The organism is Sorangiineae bacterium MSr11954 (assembly GCA_037157815.1).
Classification (GTDB): Bacteria; Myxococcota_A; Polyangia; order Polyangiales; family Polyangiaceae; genus Pendulispora; species Pendulispora albinea.
The window spans coordinates 4,633,320-4,654,055 of record CP089984.1; the positions used below are offsets into that span (position 1 = coordinate 4,633,320).

The window sequence follows — 20,736 nt, forward strand, 5'->3', positions numbered from 1 at the left end:
CGCGCAAAAAGGTAACACGCCAGCATGAAAAAAGCGGCCGAGTCCGGGTAGGCTCCCGCCGTGGCTTTTTGGTTCGTCTATGTCGCGCGCTGCGCCGACCGAACGCTGTACATCGGAATCGCGCGCGACGTGGCCGCGCGCATCGCCGCCCACGACGCCGGGACGGGGGCTCGCTACACGCGCGGGCGTGGACCGCTCGAGGTGCTGGCCACGCGCCGGTGCGCGAGCCATGGTAATGCGCTTCGGCTGGAGCTCGCGTTGAAGGCGCTCCCGCGCGACCGCAAGCTCGAGCTCATCGCATCGCCACCCAAGCTGGCGTCCTTCGCGCGCGCGTGCACCCGGGCGCAGCGGCGCTTGCGACGCGCCCCGTGATGCATATCGATTTAGCGGTCCATCCATCCATGGTTCGTGATTTGAATTGATCGCCCCCGCTCAGTCGGGAGGCACGTACTGCGGTGGCGCTTGGGTTCATTCTATTGACTCCCACCGTGTCCGTTGCTCTCCTGATGGATGATCATGTCGCGCGCCGCCACGTCGCTCGGTGCCGCATCACTCGACGAGCTGCTGGCGCGGATCTCGGTGAAGGCGTTCGTACCCGGGCGCATTCGTTTTCGTCTCGACTTCAAAGGCGACGCGTTCCTGCGCGACGCCATCCGCCGCGAGCTCCAGCGCATCGCGTCCGTGCGCCTCGCCAGCTACAGCTCGCGCACCCGCACGGCGCTGGTCTTCTACAACCCGTCGCGCGCCGACAAGGTCGAGGTGGCCGAGGCCATTTGCCGCGGGGTGCGGGAGTTCTGGCGGGTGCACGGCGAGTGCGATCTGGGCGATCACCGGCACGCGATCGCGGGGCACATCCACGACGGCAACGGGCACGATCCCGCGCACGATGCGCACCGCGATCATGGGCACGCTCACGATCACGACGACGAGCATGGCCACGCGCACCCGCACCTCGGCAGCGACGAAGGCGTGCGCAAAGAGACGCTGCGGCTCAGCGCCGTGGGGGCGGTCCTGGCCTGGCTGGTCTCGCGCCGGCTGCGCGGGGTGCCCGTGTTGGGGAGCGGGCGCGGGGGCCCCCTGACCGATCTGGGCATGCTGCTCACCATCGTGAGCGGTTATCCCATCTTCAAGAGCGGCGCCAAATCGGCCGCGCGCGGCAAGCCCACCGACGATACGCTCATCGCCATCGCCGTCGCGGCCACCTTGCTTTTGCGCGAGAGCCTCACGGGGCTCAGCGTCATATGGTTGATCCAGCTCGGGCGGCTCCTGGAGGAGATCACACTTCGCCGCTCGCGCCTGGCCATCGCCGATTTCATGGATCTGGCGCCGCCCGAGGCCTGGAGGCTCTCGCCCGCGAGCTCGCCCGGGAAAAAGCCGGCCCTCCGGCAGGTGCCGGTGGAGGCGCTCGAGAAGGGCGACGTGGTCCGCATTTTCCACTTCGAGAAGGTGCCGCTCGACGGAAAGATCGTGGCCGGGCAAGCGCTGGTGCAGGAGAGCTTCCTCACGGGCGAGGCGCTCCCCAAGGAGAAGCGCGCGGGCGACACCGTCTACGCCGGATCCATCGTGGAGTCCGGGGAGCTCGACGTGGAGGTGACGAGCCTGGTGCACGAGACGCTCATCGCCCGCATGGTCGCGGCGGTGCAGGATCTGCAGGAGAAGCGCGCGCCCATCGAGGCCATCGGCAACCGCTTTGCGTCGCGCTTCGTTCCGATTTCACTTGGGCTCGCGGGGCTCACCTTGCTGATCACCCGCAACTGGACGAAGGCCATCACCATGCTGGTCATCGCCTGTCCTTGCGCGGCGGGGCTGGCCACGCCCACGGCGGTCTTTGCGAGCATTGGCGGCGCCGCCAAGCGCGGTATTCTCATTAAAGGAGGCGTGCACCTGGAGGGCGCGGCCCACGTGGATGCGCTGGTGCTCGACAAGACGGGGACCCTCACCGTCGGTGCACCATCCATGACGGCGCTCACCTTGTCGGAGATCGGGAGGGCGCGCGGGGAGAGCGAGTGCATCCGCCTGGCCGCGGCCGTGGAGCGTCACGCGACGCACCCGCTGGCGCTGGCCATCGTCAAGGAGGCGCGCAAGCGCGGCCTTACGCCGGGGCACGTGGTCGACTATCGGCCGCACCCGGGCTTTGGCGTGGAGGGCATGGTCGATGGGGTGCGGGTGCAGATTGGAAGCCGCGCCTTCCTCGAGCGGGCAGGGGTGGCGATGCCGGCGATCGATGCGCAGCCGGATCCGGCCATTCAAGCGGCGCAGTCGCTGGTGCACCTGGCGCTCGATGGCCATGATGCGGCCACGTTCGGGGTGGCCGATGCGGTGCGGCCGGAGGCGCTGGCCGCGATCGAGCTGGTGCGAAAATTAGGTGTAAAGCGCATCCTTTTGGCCACCGGCGATCGCGCGGCGCCGGCCCAGTACGTGGCGGCGGAGCTCGGGATCGAGGAGGTGCACGCCGAGATGCTCCCGCAGGACAAGTTCGGGCTCATCGACCGGCTGCGGGCCGAGGGCTACCGGGTGGCCATGGTGGGCGACGGCATCAACGACGCGCAGGCGCTGGCCCACGCCGATGTGAGCATCGCCATGGGCGAAGGGCGCTGCGATCTGGCCATCGAGACGGCCGACGTGACCCTGGCGCGCAACGATTTGTTCCTGGTGCCCGAGGCGCTGGGCATCGCCAAAAATGCGCTTCGCACCATCCACGAGAACTTCGGCGCCTCGATCGGGGTGAACCTGGTCGGGCTGGGGTTCGGGGCGCTGGGCCGCCTCTCGCCGTTCACGGCGGCCATCGTGCACAATTTGAGCACGATCGCCGTCGTCCTCAACTCGTTCGCGCTGCAAAAGAAAACGGCCGGCGCGTCGCGCACCGACCTTGGACTTGGAGATGCGTGATGGGGAAAAAGAAAAAGAAGAAGCGAAACGGGTCCAAGGGCGCGAACGGCGCCGCCAACGCGGATGCCGAGTCCATCGCGCTGGGGACCAAGCTCCAATACGTGGGCGTGGGCGTGGTCCTCGGGGTGGTGGCGGCGCCCGCCATCCGCAAGTGGTTGGAGCGCGCGCGGCCCGAGGTGGACAAGTTGCTCGAGCGGCTCACCGCCCAGGCGGAGGAGCTGGCCGAGAACGCCGGGGACTGGATGGCCACCGCGCGCGGCCGCATCTCCGTCAAGGACGAAGACGGGCCCTCGGGGCGCGCGCATTAGTGCATTTCCCGTACGCCTATGCGCAGCGACCAATCGGCGATGGCCTCGGGGGAGAGCGCGGCGAGGAGGGCGGGGGAGAGCGGCTTTCCCTCCGCCTCGAAGCGGGCGACGATGCCGCGCTGGACGCTCGCGTGGATGGTGCCAAAAGCGACGTCGTCGATGCCGATGGCCGCTCGATTGAGCCAGATCCACGAGAGGGCGGCGCCGTCGCACTGCAGCTCGGTCCAGGCGCGCTCCTCGAAGGGGCCGTGGTTGTGGAAGTGCGACCAGTCGTGCAGCCCCCAGAACAGGGCGTTGAGGTTGTCGGCGGCGAGCCATAAGACGTCGCGCGGGCGGACGTTGTACGTGAAGAGCTCGTCGGTGGCGTCGTCGATGGCGTAGGGCGCGAGCGCCCACTCCTCCTCGAGGCCCAGGCCAAACGCGTGGAGCTTGGCGAGCTCGCGCGGAAGAAAATCGACCGGGCGGCGAAAGACGAAGACCATGCGCGCGGGATCGGAGCCATCCAGCGGGGTGGTCGCATCGAAGGCGCGCCCGCTCGGCCGCGACCACTCGAGGGTGTCGCTCGTGCACCAGCCAAAGGCGTCGAAGACGCCCTCCGGCGTCAATCGTGGCACGGGAGGGGTGGCGAGAAGGGAGGTGATTCGCATGCCGTCCTTCGCCGATCGTGGGAGCGTCGCGTTGGAAAAACAAGCCGATGGCCAGCCGGAGCGAGGATGCGCTATCGTGCCGCTGTGTTGCGCCTTCGTCACCGCCCCGTGCGTTTTTCGTCGCTTCTTCTTACACTCCTTGCAGGACTCGCCGGGTGCGGCGGCGCCGATGCCCCGCCCGCGCAGACGGCGCCGGTGGCCACGGACGCGCCCCCTGCGCCGCCGCCCGCGCCCCCTGCGCCCGTCGCGCCCGCCCCGGCGGCGCACTCCATCGACCTCGAGGCCATGGATCGGTCCGTAAGACCCGGCGCGGACTTTTTCCTGTTCGCCAATGGCAGCTGGTACGCCAAAACGGAAATTCCGCCCGATCGCAATACGACGGGGACCTCCCTTCGCGTGACGCAAGAAGTGGAGCAGCGCACCCGCGCCCTGCTCGAAGAGGCGGCCCACGCGGGCGCACCGGCTGGATCCATCGCGCAGCGCATCGGCGATCATTACGCGAGCTACCTGGACGAGGTGACCATCGAGTCGCGCGGCGTCGCGCCGCTCGCGCCCCTCCTGGAGCGGGTGGCCAAGATCAAGGACGCGCGCGCCCTGGCGAGCTACCTCGGCGCCTCCTTGCGGGCCGACGTCGATCCGCTCAACAACACCAATTTGCACACGGATCATCTGCTCGGGCTCTTCGTCGAGCAGGACTTGAACGATCCCTCCCGCTACGCGCCGTACCTCCTTCAAGGCGGCCTGGGGATGCCCGATCGAAGCTATTACCTGGACGAGACCCCGCGCATGCAAGCGGCGCGGCTGGCCTATGTGCGCTACCTCGCGACCATCCTCCGGCTGGCCGGGGTCAAAGGCCCCGACGCCAAGGCCGCGCGCGCGTTCGAGCTCGAAAAGAAGCTCGCCTCCGTGCACGCCACGCGCACGGAGTCCGGCGATGTCTCCAAGGGAAACAACCCCTGGACGCGCGCCGACTTCGCCGCCAAGGCCAAGGGCCTCGACTGGAACGCCTTCTTTGCCGCGGCGGGGCTGGAGGCGCCGGCGGGCTTCATCGTTTGGCATCCGCGCGCGGTGAGCGGCATCGCCGCGCTGGCCAAGAGCGAGCCCCTGGATGTGTGGCGGGATTACCTCACGGCCCGCGCCATCGATCACGTCACGCGCTTCTTGCCCAAGGCGTTCGTGGAGGCCAACTTCGGCTTTTACGGCAAGGAGCTGCGCGGCTCGCAGGCGCTTCCCCCGCGCGCCCGGGTGGCGGCCGATCTGACGACCAAGTGGCTCCCCGACTCGGTGGGCAAGGTGTACGTCGAGCGCCATTTCCCGCCGGAGACGAAGCAAGCGGTGATGGCCATGGTGAACGAGATCGTGGGCGCCTTCGGGCGCCGGATCGACTCGCTCACGTGGATGACGCCGGCGACCAAGGTCAAGGCCAAGGAAAAGCTCGCGACCTTGAAGGTCGGCATCGGCTACCCCGACGTCTGGCGCGACGAGTCCGGGTTCAACGTGGTGCGTGGGGACGCGCTGGGGAACTTCGAGCGGGCGGAGCTCTTCGAGTACAAGCGCAACCTGCAGAAGCTCGGCAAGCCCGTGGATCGCGGGGAGTGGGCGATGCCGGTGAACATCGTCAACGCCGTGAACCTGCCGGTGCGCAACGCGCTCAACATTCCGGCGGCGTCCCTGGGCCCGCCCTACTTCGATCCCAAGGCCACGGCCGCCGCCAACTATGGAGCGGTCGGCTTGACCTTCGGGCACGAGATCAGCCACTCCTTCGACAACGAGGGCTCGAAGTTCGACGCCAAGGGCCGCTTCGTCGACTGGTGGACCCCGGCCGATCGCGCGCAGTTCGACGCGGCCGCCGCCGCGCTGGCCGCGCAGTTCAGCACCTACAAGCCTTTCCCCGACGCGGCGGTCGATGGAAAGCTCACCTTGAGCGAAAACATCGCCGATCTGGCGGGGCTCTCGGCCGCCTTCGACGGCTGGCGCGCCTCGCTGGGCGGCGCGCCCGCGCCCGTCTCCGGCGGGCTCTCGGGCGAGCAGCAGTTCTTCCTCGCCTTCGCGCAGAAGTGGCAGACCAAGATGCGCGAGCCGCTCCTTCGCATGATCCTCACCACCGACGGGCACGCCCCCGCGCGCTACCGCACCCTCACCGTCCGCAACTTGGACGCTTGGTACTCGGCCTTCGACGTGGCACCCTCCGATCCGCTCTTCCTCGCGCCCAACGCGCGGGTCCGCGTCTGGTGAGCCTCGGCCAGGATCCACGCGCGCACCACCCCGGCGTGACGGCTGATGGGCCGGGTGCGCGCCAGGAGCCAGTAGCCATAGGCCACGGGCACGGGCGGTGACCGGGTGGCGCGCGCGAGCCGTCCATCGCGCAAGAGCGGCTCGATCAGGGCCAGCCGGCCCAGCGCCACCCCATGCCCCGCCAGCGCGGCGTGCACGACTTGGTCGTACTGGTTGAAGCGCAGAACCCGCCCCGGGCCCAGCTTCTTGACGGGACCGAGGCCCCGCGCCGACAGCCAGCGGGACCACGAGAGCTCGGGGTGCGAAGGATCGTCGAACTCGAGCAGCACCTGCTTGCCGAGCTGGTCGCGCTCCTCCAGCTCCTCGATGCGCAGCGAAGGGTGCGCCGCGGGCACCAGCTCCTCGCCAAAGAGGCGGACGGCCGACGGCGGCGGCTCCGCGTCCGCGTGGTAGCGGATGGCCAGATCGATGGGCTCGCGCTCGAGATCGACCAGGCGCGTGGCGGTGACCAAGCGGAGCTCCACATCGGGGTGCGCGGCCTGGAAGGCGCCGATGCGCGGGAGGATCCAGAGCGACATGACCCCGATGGTGGTGGTGAGCGCCACCGCGTGCTCCCCGCGCGCGGGCCGAAGCGCGGCCACCGCGTCGCCCAGCTGCTCGAGCCCGATGTCGGCCGTGCGAAAGAACCGCTGGCCCTCCTCGGTGAAGGCGATGCTGCGGTGGCCGCGCACGAACAGCGGGCAGCCTAGAAACTCCTCGAGCGCGCGCACCTGACGGCTCACCGCCGATTGCGTCACGCAGAGCTCCTCGGCCGCGAGGGTGATGCTCATGCACCGCCCGACGGCGACGAAGCTCCGGACCAGATCGAGCGGCGGCAGATCGAGCAGGCGTCCTGACATTCCGTATTGGTATGCGAACCCCTCGAAAAGATCGATTGAAACGATGGCTGCAAGGCGCAGATTGCAACCATGACGCGAAGTTCAGTTGGGCGCCCCGACACCGAGGGCGTCGTCAGTTACCTCCTTCCGACATCGGAGCGTCCCGTCGAATACCTTTACCCACCGCCCGAGGGCGCGGTCCTCTCGCGGCACGCGTACGAGCCACGTACGATCGCCGTGCGCGACGCGCGGTGCCTGCCGCCGTCCGAGCTCTCCATCGACCGCAACGGCTTCGAGCTCCGGAGCGCGCCCACCGCCGTGCGCGATTTTCTCGACGACGAGGAGGTCCGGCGGGTGGCGTACCCCGAAATGGCGGCCGTGGCCTTGGCGGTCACCGGCGCCCGGGAGGTGCACGTCTTCGATCACGTGGTGCGCAAGCGCGAGCCGGACCGTCCACCGTTGCTCTTTGGCGTGCGCGAGGGCCTGAAGTACCCGAGCGCCACGGGCCGGGTGCACAACGACTACACGGAGACGTCGGGCCAAAGGCGCCTGGGGATGGTGCTGCAAGACCCGGAAAAAGAAGCGGCGGTGAAGCGCTACGCCATCGTCAACCTATGGCGCTCGATCGCGCAGCACCCGGTGCTCGACACGCCGCTCGCCCTCTGCGATCCGCGCACGGTGGCGCCAACGGACCTGGTCCCCACCGAGCTTCGCTACCGCAAGCGAACCGGCGAAATCTACACCGCCGTGCACAGCGCCGAGCACCGGTGGTGGTATTTTCCAGCCATGCAGCGCGACGAGATCCTGGTCTTCAAGCAATACGACTCCGAGGCGGGCGAGGTGGCGCGCTTCACGCCGCACGCGGCCTTCGATCACCCGGAGACGCCGCCCGACCATCCGCCGCGCGAGAGCATGGAGGTGCGCTGCCTTTTGGTGTACGCATGATCGACTTCTGGTTCGAGCTCGGAAGCAACTACAGCTATTTGAGCGTGATGCGCATCGAGGAGCTCGCCCGCCGCGCGGGGGTGGCCATTCGGTGGCAGCCCTTTCTTCTGGGCCCCATCTTCGCGTCGTTCGGCTGGGAGACCTCGCCGTTCGTGCTGCAAAAGGAAAAAGGCGCCTACGTCTGGAAGGACATGGTTCGGCAATGCAAAAAGTACGGCCTCGCCTGGAAGCAGCCCACGGTGTTCCCGCGGCGCGCGGTGCTGCCCACGCGGGTGGCGCTCTATGCGGCCGAAAAGCCTTGGATCGGGGCCTTCTGCAAGGCCGTCATGCTGAAGAACTTCGCGGCCGATGACGACATCGACGCGGAGGAGTCGGTCCGCGCGGTGCTCGATGCGCTGCAGCTGCCCGCGGCCGAGATTCTGCGCGAGGCCCAGAGCGCCGAGCAGCGATCGCAGCTCAGGGCGCAGACCGAGAAGGCCAAGGCGCTGGGCATTTTCGGGGCGCCGATGTTCTTTGTGAAACAAGAGATGTACTGGGGCAACGATCGCTTGGAGGATGCGCTCGCCTCGCTCGGGGAAGCGTAGCGCGCGCGCCAAGCATCTTGACCCATATGGTTCGCGCGTTAGATAGATGAGAGCGTGTCTGCAGCATCGCGAAGCCATCATCACGCCTCCGAGGAGCGCGTCGCTCGGGCGCTGGAGCGCTTCCGCGAAGTGCTTTATGCCCGCGATCTCCGTATGACCGCGGTTCGCGAGGCCATCGTCAGGGCCGTTCTCGAATATGATGGCCACTTTCATGTTCAAGAGCTCGCGCGTGTTCTGCAAGAGCACGGGGTGCGCGACGCGGCGCTGGCAACCGTTTACAGAGCGATGCCGTTGCTCGTGGAAGCCGGCATCGCCCAGCCTGCGCTGATGTCCTCGGGCGATGAACAACGCTACGAGGCGGCGTTCGAGCGCCCGCACCACGACCATCTCGTCTGCACCAAGTGCGGCGACGTGATCGAGTTCCACTACGAGGCGCTCGAGGCGCTTCAACGCGACATCGCCCAACAATACGGTTACGAGCTCACCGGCCACGTCCACGAGCTCCTCGGGCGCTGCCCCAAATGCCGTAAAAAGTCCGGCGGCAAGTGATCGGTCCGTCGTCGGGTGCGGCCGGCGCGCCTCATTCGTGGCGGCATTCGCGCCGGGGTGTGCTCCAAACGCTTGCGTCGATGCGAGGACGGCGCAGGCGCGATTTTCGGAGGAGGAGCGTGCTCGCGGTTCGGATGTACCTCGTGGTCATCGGTACGGTGGAAAACGAGCGGGCAAGAGCCCTTGGCTGCGGCGGAGGTGACGGTGCGGTAGGGAGCGCTCCTCCTGGCGGCTCGCGCGCTCGGCGGAGGCGGTGACCGCGGTCGAAATGCGGCGGAGCAACGAGTAAATGGCGGACATGGGGCGGTGCTGGTGCGAACGCAAGGCATCTCCATCCGCCGGGATGGGGCTGGGCATCGCGCCGCCCTCCGCGCCTTCGCCATGGGCTTCGATAAGGAGCTGCAGAGCACTCTGCTGGAGCCGGGGCCATTCGAGCCGCTCGATGTGAACCGCTACACCATGGGAATCGGCGGCGCGATTGGCGTTCGCGTAGCGGATTGGGTTTACGCCAGTACCGCGCAACGATGTGACATTGCAGGGCTCCCTGGACATAACGGGTCGACGCTTTCCCAATGGAAGATGGAGCATCGATCGCGACCTCCCCGGCATCCCGGCGGTGCCGATTGCGGGCATCGCGCGAATGGGCGCGCAAGCGCTTCTTCGATATCGATGGCCGCGCCTTTTGGTTTGCTCCAAACGAGGCGATCCCTCGAACCAATCGATGAAATCACGGGCGGGCAGGGGAGGTGGGTTCACCATTGCGGGCTTCGGGCGCGGCTCCCAAAGATTCGTCGACGTCATTTCCGAGATCGAGCGAACAGCTGATGCGCGCATGCACGGGCGTCGTCCAAGGGGACGACATGCGTGCTCGTTCGGACGCCCCATGATGGGAATCTGGGGGGACGCGCCGTATCCGTAAGTCGGACGCACCCCCACGCGCAATCCGCGACGAACCGAAAGGGGTGCATGCGATGACGAACGACGATGTGCAGAAGCTCATTCAGGGCATCTACGACAGCATTTTCAGCTCGGTTACGAGCGCGGAGCCGGGCGGCAAGCCGGTCATGAGCGCGTCGTCGACCGTCCTATCGCTGATGAAGCCGGGTCTGGCCATCAACTCGAAGGACTACCGAAACCCCTGGACCCCCGGGAACACCGCGGGGAGCCAAGAGGCCGCGGTCAACACCGCCGCCCTGGCCGACGTCGCCCCCCGCATGGCGTCCCTCTACACCTTGAGCAATGTGACGATCAGCCAGGTTTACAAACAGATCCTGGACGGCGTGAGCATCCCGGCCGAGAAGCCGAACCCGCAGATCGAAAAGCAACTGGCCGATGCCGACGCGGTCCTCTACCGCACCGTCGACACCATCGATCCCGACACCGGCGCGACCACCCCCAAGCGCATCGAGTCCCAATTGTACCGCGACTTCCTCGATAACGTGGCCGCGTACAATGCAGCGCGCGTCGCGTATGTCGGGGCGTATCTCGAAGCGCAGAAGACCGCCGCCGGCAAGAACACCTGGCCGCTCATCGCCACCTCGCTGCAGCTCCCGGTGAAGCAGGCCTACGATCGCTGGCGCTCGGCCGGCGCCGACAAGGTCGAGCAGGCGATGGCCATCATCAATACGTCCACGCAAAATGCCCTGCAAAAGGCCTGGGATCAGGCCAAAAAGACGTTCGAAGGCTACGGCGTGGCGCTCGACGACTCGGGCACCGGCATGTCGACCCCCGTTCAACGCAGCGCGCTGCTCCCCACCAACTGGCACAGCACCAGCTCCACCGGGTGGACCTCCTACGACTCCGCATCGGGGAGCGTGGCGACCAGCAACACCTCCGACTACAAGTCGTTCGGCGGCTCGGCGGGGTTCAGCCTCGGTATCTTCAGCATCGGGGGCTCGGCCGGTCACTCGACGCAGCATCAACATGCGAGCTCGGAGACCGACAGTTTGCGGATCAGTTTCAGCTACACCCTGGTGACCATTCGCCGGCCGTGGCTGACATTCAATCTGCTCGGCACCAAAGGCTGGAGCCTCGGCAACCTGTACGCCAAAGGGCGCGTCTCCAATGGGGCCAAGGCCGGTCAGAACGAGTCGGTCCTGCCCTTGATCCCCACCTCGTTCGTGGTGGTGAAGGACGTGGTCATCTCCGCCAATTGGTCCAAATCCGATTACGATTTGATCAAGAGCAAGACCACCGGCGGCGGCGGCTTCTCCATCGGTCCGTTCTCCATCGGCGGCACCTACGCGAGCTCCAAGTCCAAGGAGACCTACGCGGCCGCCTTCGCGGGCGGGAAAATCACCGTTCCGGGCGTTCAGATCATCGGCGTCATCAGCCAAGTCGTCCCCTACTGCCCGGGGGCCTGACGGCGATCCGCGTCGCGGCGGCGCCGCCGTCTCGGAGCGCCGCCGCGCGCCACCTGCTTTGCATGCTCTCTACGAAGGACGAGGAAGGCCCCCATGGCGAACACCACGGATTTCATCACGGCAGTTTACGACGAGCTGGCCAAAATCCTGAACGCCGAGACCAGCGCGACGAGCTATTTGCAAATGGCGTGGCCAGGATATGCGCTGAGCCCCGCGGACTTCAAGCGCGCGGATTCGCCGAATGGCCCTTACGATCCGGAGGTGGCCAAGGAGTCGTTCTCGCAATTGGCGAACATCGAACCATCGTTCAACAAATTGCGCTTCGAGAACTCGGGATTCGACGTCGACGATCTCTACGAAATCGTCCTCACCAGCGCCATCCCCATGGGCGCGACCGTCGAGACCGTGGCGGCCAACCCCATCTACCGTCTCTTCTCCGACGCGAAGTTCGAGCTCACCCAAGCCCGCCGCGGCCTCCACGACGATCCCAACGGCTTCTACTATCCCTGCAGCGCCACCCCGAGCAATTGGTACGACGAGGCCGCGGCGGCGGGGTGGGCCAGCGTGACCTTGACCCAGTCGGACGTAAAGCCGGCGCCCCCCACGTCCCCCTTCGTGAAGGCGGGGGGGCTCGAGCTGGCCAAGACGAGCACCTGGCGCATGAAGCCGGCCGCCGCCGACGTGCCCGTGCTCAAGTCGAAGCTGCAAACCGCGACCAAGGGGGCGGTGCTCAAGCCGGGGATCGCGGCTGCGCCGGTGGTGGCTGCGCCGGTGGTGGCTGCGCCGGTGGTCGCGAAGCCGGTTACCGCATCGGTGGCGGCGCCGGTGGCCATGTCGATGGCGACCCCCGTCGCCTCGTCGTCCGCGGCGACGGCGGCATCGCTCCATGTTGCGACCCCGATGGCCACGGGTGCGATCGGGTCGAAGGTGGGCACCGCCGGCGTGCCGGTGACCTCCGTGCCGGCGAAGAAATTGTTCGTGCGTGCGGCGCCGCCCACCAGCGTGCTGGCGCGCGCGGCCCTCGACGTCAACCGCATCGACCCCATCAAGACGGATCTCGGCGTCAAAAATCTGGCGCAGCGCTACGCGCTCAAGACGACCCTCGACAAGCAATTGGTGGCCAAGCCGCCATCCCCGACCACCGACGGCTTCCACATCTCGTTCAAGTTCTGCCGCGTGACCATCGAGCGCCCTTGGTTCAAGCTGGCGCTGCTCAACACGAAAAATTGGTGGATGTTCGACACCCCGGGCGGGGAGTACTCGACCGGCGCAGCGGAAGCCAACCCGGGGATGTTCCCGCTGATCACCACCTCGTTCATCGTGATCCGCGATCTCAAAATCACCGCCAACTGGTCCCAAGAAGACCGCCAAAACCTCGCCAACGCCGCTTCCTTCGCTTTCTTCGACCTGCGGGGCGGCACCTTGAACAACAACACCTTCGAGGTGAAGGGGCTCCAGGTCATCGCCTGGCTCTCGCGGTTGATGCCGAAGCTGCCCCCCTTGTCGCCACCACCGTGATCGCGCCGCCGCGAGCTCGCCGTGATCGCGCCGCGCGAGGCGCCGTTCCGTCTTCCGGAGCGGCGCCGCGCCAGTCGCGCCGATGTACGCTTCCGGGAGCCAACGACGGGTAGCGCTCTCTAAACGAACTGTCACACCCCGGCGCCCATCTCGCACATCGCGAGGTGGGCGTTTTCCTTTTTAAGCCCACAACGCTTACCGATCGGCGCCCGATGGAAAAACAGATGCCCTCAAACTCCGAGCGACAACATGCCGTCTCGACAACATGCAGCAATGTCGTATAGAATGGGGGATTTTGCCTTGTGAAAATTATCCACCTATGAGAATGGACGGGCCGCCACGCGCTTTCTTCGCGTCGCTTAGCGTTGCACATCTGGTCACCACATCGGGTAACAGGCGAGTGCAACGCAGGTTCTGCTTTGGTGGGGATAGAGTGATGTCTCGATTGGCTTGTGCGGTAGATGCCGCATTCTTGTTGTTCTCACATCTTGTTGCCTCTCTGAGAATATCGATTCCCGCGAATCGTGACCGGCGCGGTGGACGCGCAGGGCCGCTCCGATTCTTGTGTGTGGGATTGCTTCTCCTTGTTGCTCTTTGCGCGTGCGGTTCTCGTCGCGATACCGAGCAAACCGGCATCGAAACATGCGATGCCTACATTACGGCATACGAAAATTGTTTAAAGAAAACGCAAATGCCCGCGGACCAAATCGCGAGCAACCTCGCAGCGGCGAGAAATTCGATGCTTCGATCCGCCAAAGCCGGAGAAGCCTCACGTGAAACCTTAAAGGCAAGGTGCGTTGAAGCCACACAACAAATGGAGCGATCATGCCGATAGCGTCCTTTCGGGACGAGGCACCCGGATCCCATAAGCGGTGGATGCCGATCCCCCTTTCATGGCTCGGGCTCGTTGCCCTCTTCCTCCTTATTCCGTTTGTCGCTGGCGCCGATCAAGTCATCGTCCCGTCAAACAGCGGTGGTACGGGTACGTTCGGTGACGCCGCCCGCGGCTGGGCCGACCCAACCGGCGCCGCCCAAGCTTCCTATACGTTCAACCTCCCGTCGGCCAGAGGAAAGGCCCAGCCTCTGCTAAGGTTGACCTACACCTCTACAGCAGCCGTGGGCGACGTGCGCGAAGCTGGCGTTGGCTGGGGATTCGATATCCCGTCGATCGAATCGAGGGCGCTGCAAGGCGGAGACCCTACTAAAGGCACGCGGGAGTACTTCCAAGGAAAGCCTCTCGTCTTTGTCGGCCAGGTAGCCTCTCCGACTATGACCATGCTCGACGGTACGGTCGAGCAGCTTCCGTCCTGGGCAATGGGTTCATCCTATTATCGCCTTCAAGATGACTCAAGTCATTTGCGGTTCTTCGGCCGCACCGCGCAAGCAACGGATGGACGCACGCTTAAATTTCATTCCTCCTTCGCGGGGCGTCACAGATTAACTGAAGAATCAGACAATCATTGCGAATCTGGATCATGTAACAAAGTTACATATCAGTACACGCCGTTACCCAAGGACGGGGAGGTGCCCGTACTCACGGACATATTCGATACGCCCAGCCTCAGCGCTCCCGGTGACTACGGCAAGTACGCCCACCACACGCGCATCATCTACGAACCGAACGACCCTGGTGCACTCGACCCGGCAAAGCTGCCCTACGCGCCCGCATGGAAGCGAAAGCCCGCCATGCGCATCAAGCGCATCGACGTCGCCAGTAACGGCCACAATGGCGCAAAGCCACGGGCCATCGTTCGTCGCTATCACTTCACGTATGAAACTCGTCTGCGCCATTCCTACCTCACGTCAATACAGGAAGAAGGTGCGTGCACGTTGGCCGAGGAGAGCCCAGCCGCACCATACGAAGCGCCCCCAACGAATTGCCCTAGGCTACCACCTACGACCTTTGAGTACGGCGACTCTACGCCATTCTTTGGACCATCACATATGGTCGGCCCAGGATACGACACCCCGCCAACCTCGGGACCACTTTTTCCATCGCTCCAAAATGTCGGTTTCGCTGATGTCAACCGAGATGGATCGTTAGACATCGTCCAGCAGCCTGCCCCGGGGCAAGGCGGCAATGGGAAAGTATTCGTTACCAGCACACTGCTGAACGGAAATACGTTCATCGACGAGCAGCCGCTACACACGCCGAATCCGAAGGTCCTGGCAACGTCGGGCGACCTCACAATTCTCCAGCCCACGGACCTTACTAATCTAACGACTTTGCACTGGGCCCAATGGCAGCAAACGCCACAACCAGGGTACCAGGTCAACCGCATGCGGCTCATCCCCTTCCAGATTTCGGGAGACCCTCGCCAGCGGTGGAGTTTGTCGACTTCGTCGCCTCCCACGACGCTTCCCAATTCAATCGTAACAATCGGCGACGTCGACAGTAATGGGACTCCGGACGCCTACGAGTACTCGCTCGTCAGCGTCATCGATCCCGCGACCGGTGAGGCACGCGAGGTTCCCGAGGCCAAAGTACGTCTATTCGACCGCTTCAAAAGCCCGCAAGATCCTGATGAGATGCCGGCGAGCAACGCGATCAAAACGAATAACATCGCACTGAACTACAATCCGCAAGTTCCGTTCTATACCTTCGCGGACATGAACGGCGATGGTGTCACCGACTTCGTGACGATTCGCGCGCAGGTCACACAACTCCGCGGCGTCGATCCCAACACCCCTTCACCAAATACGTTCATCTACTTCCCGGGGGACGCCACTGGAAAGTTTGCCTGCAACCCCGCGGCTGAAGGGTGCAAGACGACAATCCCCCAATGCTACAACGGTGGCGGCAGCGTCCCCACATGTCCGAGCCCCTGGATTGAGCTCACCTCTGCCCCTCTCTTCACGGGAGTGCCGGAAAGGCCCACCCTGATCGAAGACGTCGACATGGATGGTCTTGCCGACATCATGCAGGTCGAGCAGCATCCACCGTTCACCTACCTCAGAATTTGGAGAAACGACGACGGCCGAAGCTTCCACGAGGTCGACCCCGACGTGGCTCCGTTCACCGGCTTTGTCCGCGTCGCGCTTGGAGACATCAACGGCAGCGGAACGACCGATGCGATCTTCATCGAGCCGGGCGATGCAGCAGGTCACCGCGCCGTCGATATGGTCGAACACTACCAGCAGTACCCCGGCCTTCTGACGACGATCAAAAACGGCGTCGGGGGGATCACTGAATTTACCTACCAAAGCGTGCAACAGCTCGACGCTCAAGCGAAGAAGGATTCGAAGCCCTGGAATTCGCATTCGCCTGTCCCCATGCACGTGGTGACGAAGGTTGTCCAGCAACAAACCGGCGGCGGCGTATCTCCCGGCGACACCACCGAGACCAAATATTCCTATCGCGATCCAGCTTATGATGCCTGGGAAGCAAGACTACTTGGCTTTCGCGAAGTGAAGGTTCACGAAGTACCGAATCTTACTATTCTCACGAAATACTATTTCGGCCGGTGCCAACCCAATGCAGGCGCTTGCCGCGAAACAAGCGACGCAGATTTCGAGAAACCCCTTACCGGAGCGCCGTATCAAGTCGATGTCTATTGGGGCGCGGATCGCCCACACTCGACAACAACAACACATTACAAAGTTGCGCGTCTCTATAAAGAACCGACTTCGGAACGAGACATCAGTTTCGCTTATCCAGATCGAGTCGATACCTTTTTGTATGACGCGACGAATTATCAGCCACATGCTGTATCATTCGACGCGGAGCTCGTCGCGGATGTTCGGGTGCCAAAGGTTGGTATCACGCTTTCGTCGGAGGTCGGACGGCAACACCTGCTTGTGGAGCAGGATCAAGACAACTATGGAAACGTCGTCGCCACGCGCGATCGCGGCCGGGTCAAGGACGACTATTCGCCGATCGATCCGGTGATCGAAACGATATATGCGGGTATGGGATTCGTTGGCAACCCTGACCTTTACGTCTTCGGGCCGAGCTCGAAGACGACTAAGGGATTTGGCAACCGGCCGGGCCTGCCTGCCGATCCTGGCCGGACGATATCGTTTACCTACAACACTATGGGCGAGGTAACCGATGTGAAGGGGACTCTTTCGGGGACGTTGCCGTTGAAGCGCTTTCACGAGAGCGACGCGCGTATCGCACCCGATCCGCCGAATGCGTCCGTGGATGGCCAAGTCCTCCTGACCCACATTCACTACGATTCGCTGGGCAACGTGGGCCAGATGTATAGTGCAGCCAACACAGCTTGTACTACGCAAAAGTATGACAAGGACTATGGGCATCTTCCGGATACGACGACGCGGTACATAAAGGGGTGCAGCGGTGCGTCCCTGAGCGACACGACGATCCACGATGTCCGGTTTGACCGTCCGCATCTGCTGCATCACGCGGATGGCACGCGATCGCAAATCGACTACGACAGCTTTGGACGCGTCGCGACGACTATCGATCCAGATCCCGACAACGTGGGAATGCTTTCGACCGCAGCGTCGATCTTCTCCTACAGCGTACCGTCCGGGGGAAGCGTCTCGGGCGTATCCGTCAAGGTCCCAACCGGGAATGGTCAATGGATGACGGCTTGGCAGTACGTCGATGGCTTCGGCAAGACCATCGCATCGATAGTCCAGGCGGACCCGGAAGCGGGAGATGCTGCCCCATGGATTGTCCAAGGTGCAACGAAATATCTGTTCGGAAGACCGTCACATGGGTGGCGCCCCTACCCGCGTTCCGACGACCCTGCGCAGCTAAGCTTCTCGTATCCAACTCGCGCTCGGGACGTGGGTGCGACCATCGACGGCATCGGTCGAGTCCACGACGCTGATGACCGGGGCCGGAGCATTTGGAATTCTTTCTATGCACTTTCCGTCGACATTTGGGACACCGAGGACCGTACCCCGAGCAGCCCTCATCAAAGTACGCCTCGAACGGTCCAGTACGATGGCCACGGTCGTATCGTCGCGGTGATGGACCGCGTCAACACGCCCAATGGGCTTGATATGGTCAGCACGAGCTACGACTACAACGCCGTCGGTCAAGTTGTGCGCATGCGAAAGAGCCACTCCCTCGGCAGCGAGAGCGTTGTTCGCTGGATGCAATACGACTCGCTCGGACGTCTCGTTCTGAACGCCGAGCCGAACACGACGAAGAACTTCACGGCGAATGCTCATGATACCGCGGCCGTGGCGGCAATGGGAGCGTGGCGTTACGCTTACGATGACGCCGGACGAATCGTAGGCACCAGCGACGCAAGAGGATGCGGCAAGAACACTTTCTATGATGGTTTGGGGCGGACGCTCGCGGAAGATTACTCCCCGTGCCTCTCTCACCATGAAAAGTATACCCCGGTTCGCCTCAGCACGGGTGAGGGCGCGGAAGTCCTCTATCAATACGATGTGCCCGGCTATTTGGATTCACCCACCTACAAGGGCAAGCTCACGGCCGTTGCCGATCGTGGTGCGATCACTCATTTCAGCTACGACGGCCGCGGTCGGGTGAAGGAAATCGCGCGCAAGGTCACACGTCCGGCGTCAAGCGGCGGTTCCTTCGATCGTGACTTCGGAGGATTGGACGAGCTCGGAATCTCCCTCGAGGTCGACGAAGCCTCAGCCACCGACGATGACGACCGTGCTTTGGCGCCCAGCCGGTATACGTCACACGTCTATCGGAAAACGTTCAGCTACGACCTTGCCGATCGTCCCATTCGCGAAGGTACGGGCGCCGACGTTGACGAACTCCTCGAGAACGGCCAGAGCAACATTCTCTACGCATACAGTGCGCGCGGTTTTCTTCGTTCGGTCGGAAGCAGCTACGGACCGATTGTCGCGTCCATGACGTACAACGTCGACGGCACACCGAGTGCGGTCACCTATGCCGATGCGGCAAAGACTGTCGCCCAGACGACATATGGCGATCACGACGTGAAGAGCTATACCATTTCGCGGCCTCCACCCTCGCTTTGGTCGGCCGACGTTCCGCCGAAGTATCTGGGCAAAGAAGCCAGTGCTCCACTTACGTTTCAACCAGTACTCGCGAACCTGTCCTTTACCTACGATGGCGTCGGCAACCCGCTTTCGATCGTCGACGGCCGCAACCCCGATGAATGGCCGGCAGGCGCGCGACCGAAGTCGCAAACAATGGCCTATGACGACCTCTACCGACTTACCTCGGAAACGGTTAAGTACGGTGCGCCAAACGATGTTGATGTCCAGATATCTCCGTTTGCCTACGAGGAAGACGATTCGCGTTCTACAATTGCACCGCGGCTCAGCCGCGACAAGCGCGTGACAGGACTCAACGTTTCGTACGACTTCTCGGGTAACACAACGTCAATCAACGACAACGACTCGACAGTATTTGACCGTTCTTCGCTCGGCACCATCACGAATGGCAAGTTGGGCGCTCATCCAGATCGGCTCACATCATCCTCGCTGGGGGTTCAAGTAGCCTATGATGATGCAGGGAACGTTGTTGAGATGTTCGTCCCACGGACCGGCGAATGTCATGCCGAGCACGACAAGTGCTCGCACCACTTCGTGTACGATTGGGATGAGCTTGGCCAACTGGCGCGCGCGAGACGTTGGGATTATCATGAAATGCCCGCAGACGAGCCACGCTACCCGGACATCCCGGGGCAAAGGCCCGATGTTGCCACGCGCTATGCGTACAGCCAAGGCCAACGGGTGGTGCGGTCGGTGGAAGGAAGGCTTTCCGCTGAACGCCATTCCGTCGAAGTCTTTGGCACTCTGCGCTTAGACAGCGCGCCATTCACTGATGACTACTCGGTAAACGCTGCGACGGAGAGCGTCTACCTCGGCGGCTTCGCTCACGTGATGATGACCGACGATGGGCTGCCCGAGAACCCGATGTCGGGCTTCAAACGCCACGTGTTTCTTACCGTGGGGGACAAGCTCGGCTCCACCAACGTGGTCATTGAGCGCGACACGGGCGAGCTTGCTGAAAACATTCAATACCATCCTTACGGCACCGTCGACTCGGACTATCGTCCCGAGCGTTGGGGCGCTCATCGCGAGCCGTATCAGTTCACCGGAAAGGAATCGGACACCGCGGTCGGTTTGACGTACTTCGGCGCAAGGTACTACAGCCCCGCGCTCGCGCGATGGATGAGCGCTGACCCGTTGACGGTCCATGCGGCCATGGGGGACATGAATCCGTACGCGTACGTTGGCGGCTCGCCACTCGACCGCACCGATCCCGTGGGGCTGTGCGACGAGAACTACTGGTGGTGCGGCTTCAACCCGCTGCCCGGCATTATCGGTGGCGGTGGTGGTGGTGGCGGCGGCGGAGGGAACGGCGGCAGCGATGGCGGGAATGGGGGCGGCTCTGGCTACAGAGCAGGGCGCACCTATGTGCCGCGACAGCCGACGTCCGGCCCCGCGGGTGGGACGTGGCTTGGGATCGAGCCGTCCTGGTTTGGCGGCTCCACGAGAACGGGCTATGCGGCGCAAGTCGCGGACGAATTCAACTCTGGTGTAAACAAACACTCGACAGTTATTGCGGCAACTGGTGTTCTAGCCGTCGCTCAGAGCACTGTCGTCGCAGCAACGGCGACGACCGGATTCTTCTCGACGGTCGCTCAAACCGCAGCGCGCGGTTGGGCCTGGGCGGGCAACTCTTGGACGTCCATTGCCCAGTGGGGTGCATCAAAAGCACCGTGGACGGTAGGCGCGGGCGGCACGATCACCAAAGTCGCCGCAAGCCTCAATAACAACCCGCTAGAATCAGTACTGGGTGGATTGTGCTTCACTGCGGGAACTCTTGTCACTACCTGCAATGACGGGCAGCAGCCGATCGAGGTAACCGTACGGCGAACGGCCTGAACGGG

Annotated in this window: 13 protein-coding genes; 10 read left to right on the forward strand and 3 right to left on the reverse strand. The window is 64.0% G+C overall.

What is annotated here, in order from left to right; translation table 11 throughout:
• Positions 1 to 60 precede the first annotated feature (60 nt).
• From LZC94_18240 to LZC94_18250, 3 genes are all read left to right on the forward strand, one after another.
• Positions 61 to 372, forward strand: a complete 312-nt coding sequence (locus LZC94_18240; protein ID WXB19163.1) for a GIY-YIG nuclease family protein — start codon at positions 61 to 63, stop codon at positions 370 to 372.
• Positions 373 to 516: 144 nt separating this feature from the next.
• Positions 517 to 2,889: a cation-translocating P-type ATPase gene (locus LZC94_18245; protein WXB19164.1), complete on the forward strand. Its 2,373-nt coding sequence runs from the start codon at positions 517 to 519 to the stop codon at positions 2,887 to 2,889.
• Positions 2,889 to 3,197 carry a hypothetical protein gene (locus tag LZC94_18250; protein ID WXB19165.1) on the forward strand — a complete coding sequence of 103 codons (309 nt, stop codon included), beginning with the start codon at positions 2,889 to 2,891 and terminating at the stop codon, positions 3,195 to 3,197. Before LZC94_18245 ends, LZC94_18250 begins: the two co-directional genes overlap by 1 nt.
• Here LZC94_18250 and LZC94_18255 read toward each other — a convergent pair.
• A complete protein-coding gene (locus tag LZC94_18255; protein ID WXB19166.1) occupies positions 3,194 to 3,844 on the reverse strand; it encodes a hypothetical protein in 651 nt (216 codons plus the stop codon). The genes LZC94_18250 and LZC94_18255 overlap by 4 nt on opposite strands.
• Before the next feature lie 84 nt (positions 3,845 to 3,928).
• Here LZC94_18255 and LZC94_18260 point away from each other — a divergent pair, with 84 nt between their 5' ends.
• On the forward strand, positions 3,929 to 6,079 hold the full coding sequence (locus LZC94_18260; GenBank protein WXB19167.1) for a M13 family metallopeptidase: 2,151 nt from the start codon (positions 3,929 to 3,931) through the stop codon (positions 6,077 to 6,079).
• Here LZC94_18260 and LZC94_18265 read toward each other — a convergent pair.
• On the reverse strand, positions 5,971 to 6,978 hold the full coding sequence (locus LZC94_18265; GenBank protein ID WXB19168.1) for a LysR substrate-binding domain-containing protein: 1,008 nt from the start codon (positions 6,976 to 6,978) through the stop codon (positions 5,971 to 5,973). The genes LZC94_18260 and LZC94_18265 overlap by 109 nt on opposite strands.
• Positions 6,979 to 7,047: 69 nt before the next feature.
• On the opposite strand from LZC94_18265, the gene LZC94_18270 reads away from it, so the two are divergent.
• Genes LZC94_18270 through LZC94_18280 form a run of 3 tightly spaced genes read left to right on the forward strand, consistent with a single transcriptional unit; the run spans position 7,048 to position 9,035 of the window.
• Positions 7,048 to 7,902, forward strand: a complete 855-nt coding sequence (locus LZC94_18270; GenBank protein WXB19169.1) for a hypothetical protein — start codon at positions 7,048 to 7,050, stop codon at positions 7,900 to 7,902.
• On the forward strand, positions 7,899 to 8,486 hold the full coding sequence (locus LZC94_18275) for a 2-hydroxychromene-2-carboxylate isomerase (protein WXB19170.1): 588 nt from the start codon (positions 7,899 to 7,901) through the stop codon (positions 8,484 to 8,486). Before LZC94_18270 ends, LZC94_18275 begins: the two co-directional genes overlap by 4 nt.
• A gap of 54 nt (positions 8,487 to 8,540) precedes the next feature.
• Positions 8,541 to 9,035 carry a transcriptional repressor gene (locus LZC94_18280; protein ID WXB19171.1) on the forward strand — a complete coding sequence of 165 codons (495 nt, stop codon included), beginning with the start codon at positions 8,541 to 8,543 and terminating at the stop codon, positions 9,033 to 9,035.
• A gap of 147 nt (positions 9,036 to 9,182) precedes the next feature.
• Here the strand turns inward: LZC94_18280 and LZC94_18285 are convergent, their stop codons facing one another.
• Entirely contained in the window at positions 9,183 to 9,392 is a 210-nt protein-coding gene (locus LZC94_18285) for a hypothetical protein (protein ID WXB19172.1), read from the reverse strand.
• Between the two features lie 614 nt (positions 9,393 to 10,006).
• Here LZC94_18285 and LZC94_18290 point away from each other — a divergent pair.
• From LZC94_18290 to LZC94_18300, 3 genes are all read left to right on the forward strand, one after another.
• Positions 10,007 to 11,398, forward strand: a complete 1,392-nt coding sequence (locus tag LZC94_18290; protein ID WXB19173.1) for a hypothetical protein — start codon at positions 10,007 to 10,009, stop codon at positions 11,396 to 11,398.
• 93 nt (positions 11,399 to 11,491) lie between these two features.
• The gene (locus LZC94_18295; GenBank protein ID WXB19174.1) at positions 11,492 to 12,916 is read left to right on the forward strand and encodes a hypothetical protein; all 1,425 of its coding nucleotides are present in this window, start codon (positions 11,492 to 11,494) and stop codon (positions 12,914 to 12,916) included.
• An 876-nt stretch (positions 12,917 to 13,792) separates the two neighbouring features.
• Entirely contained in the window at positions 13,793 to 20,731 is a 6,939-nt protein-coding gene (locus tag LZC94_18300; protein ID WXB19175.1) for a hypothetical protein, read from the forward strand.
• Positions 20,732 to 20,736 lie beyond the last annotated feature (5 nt).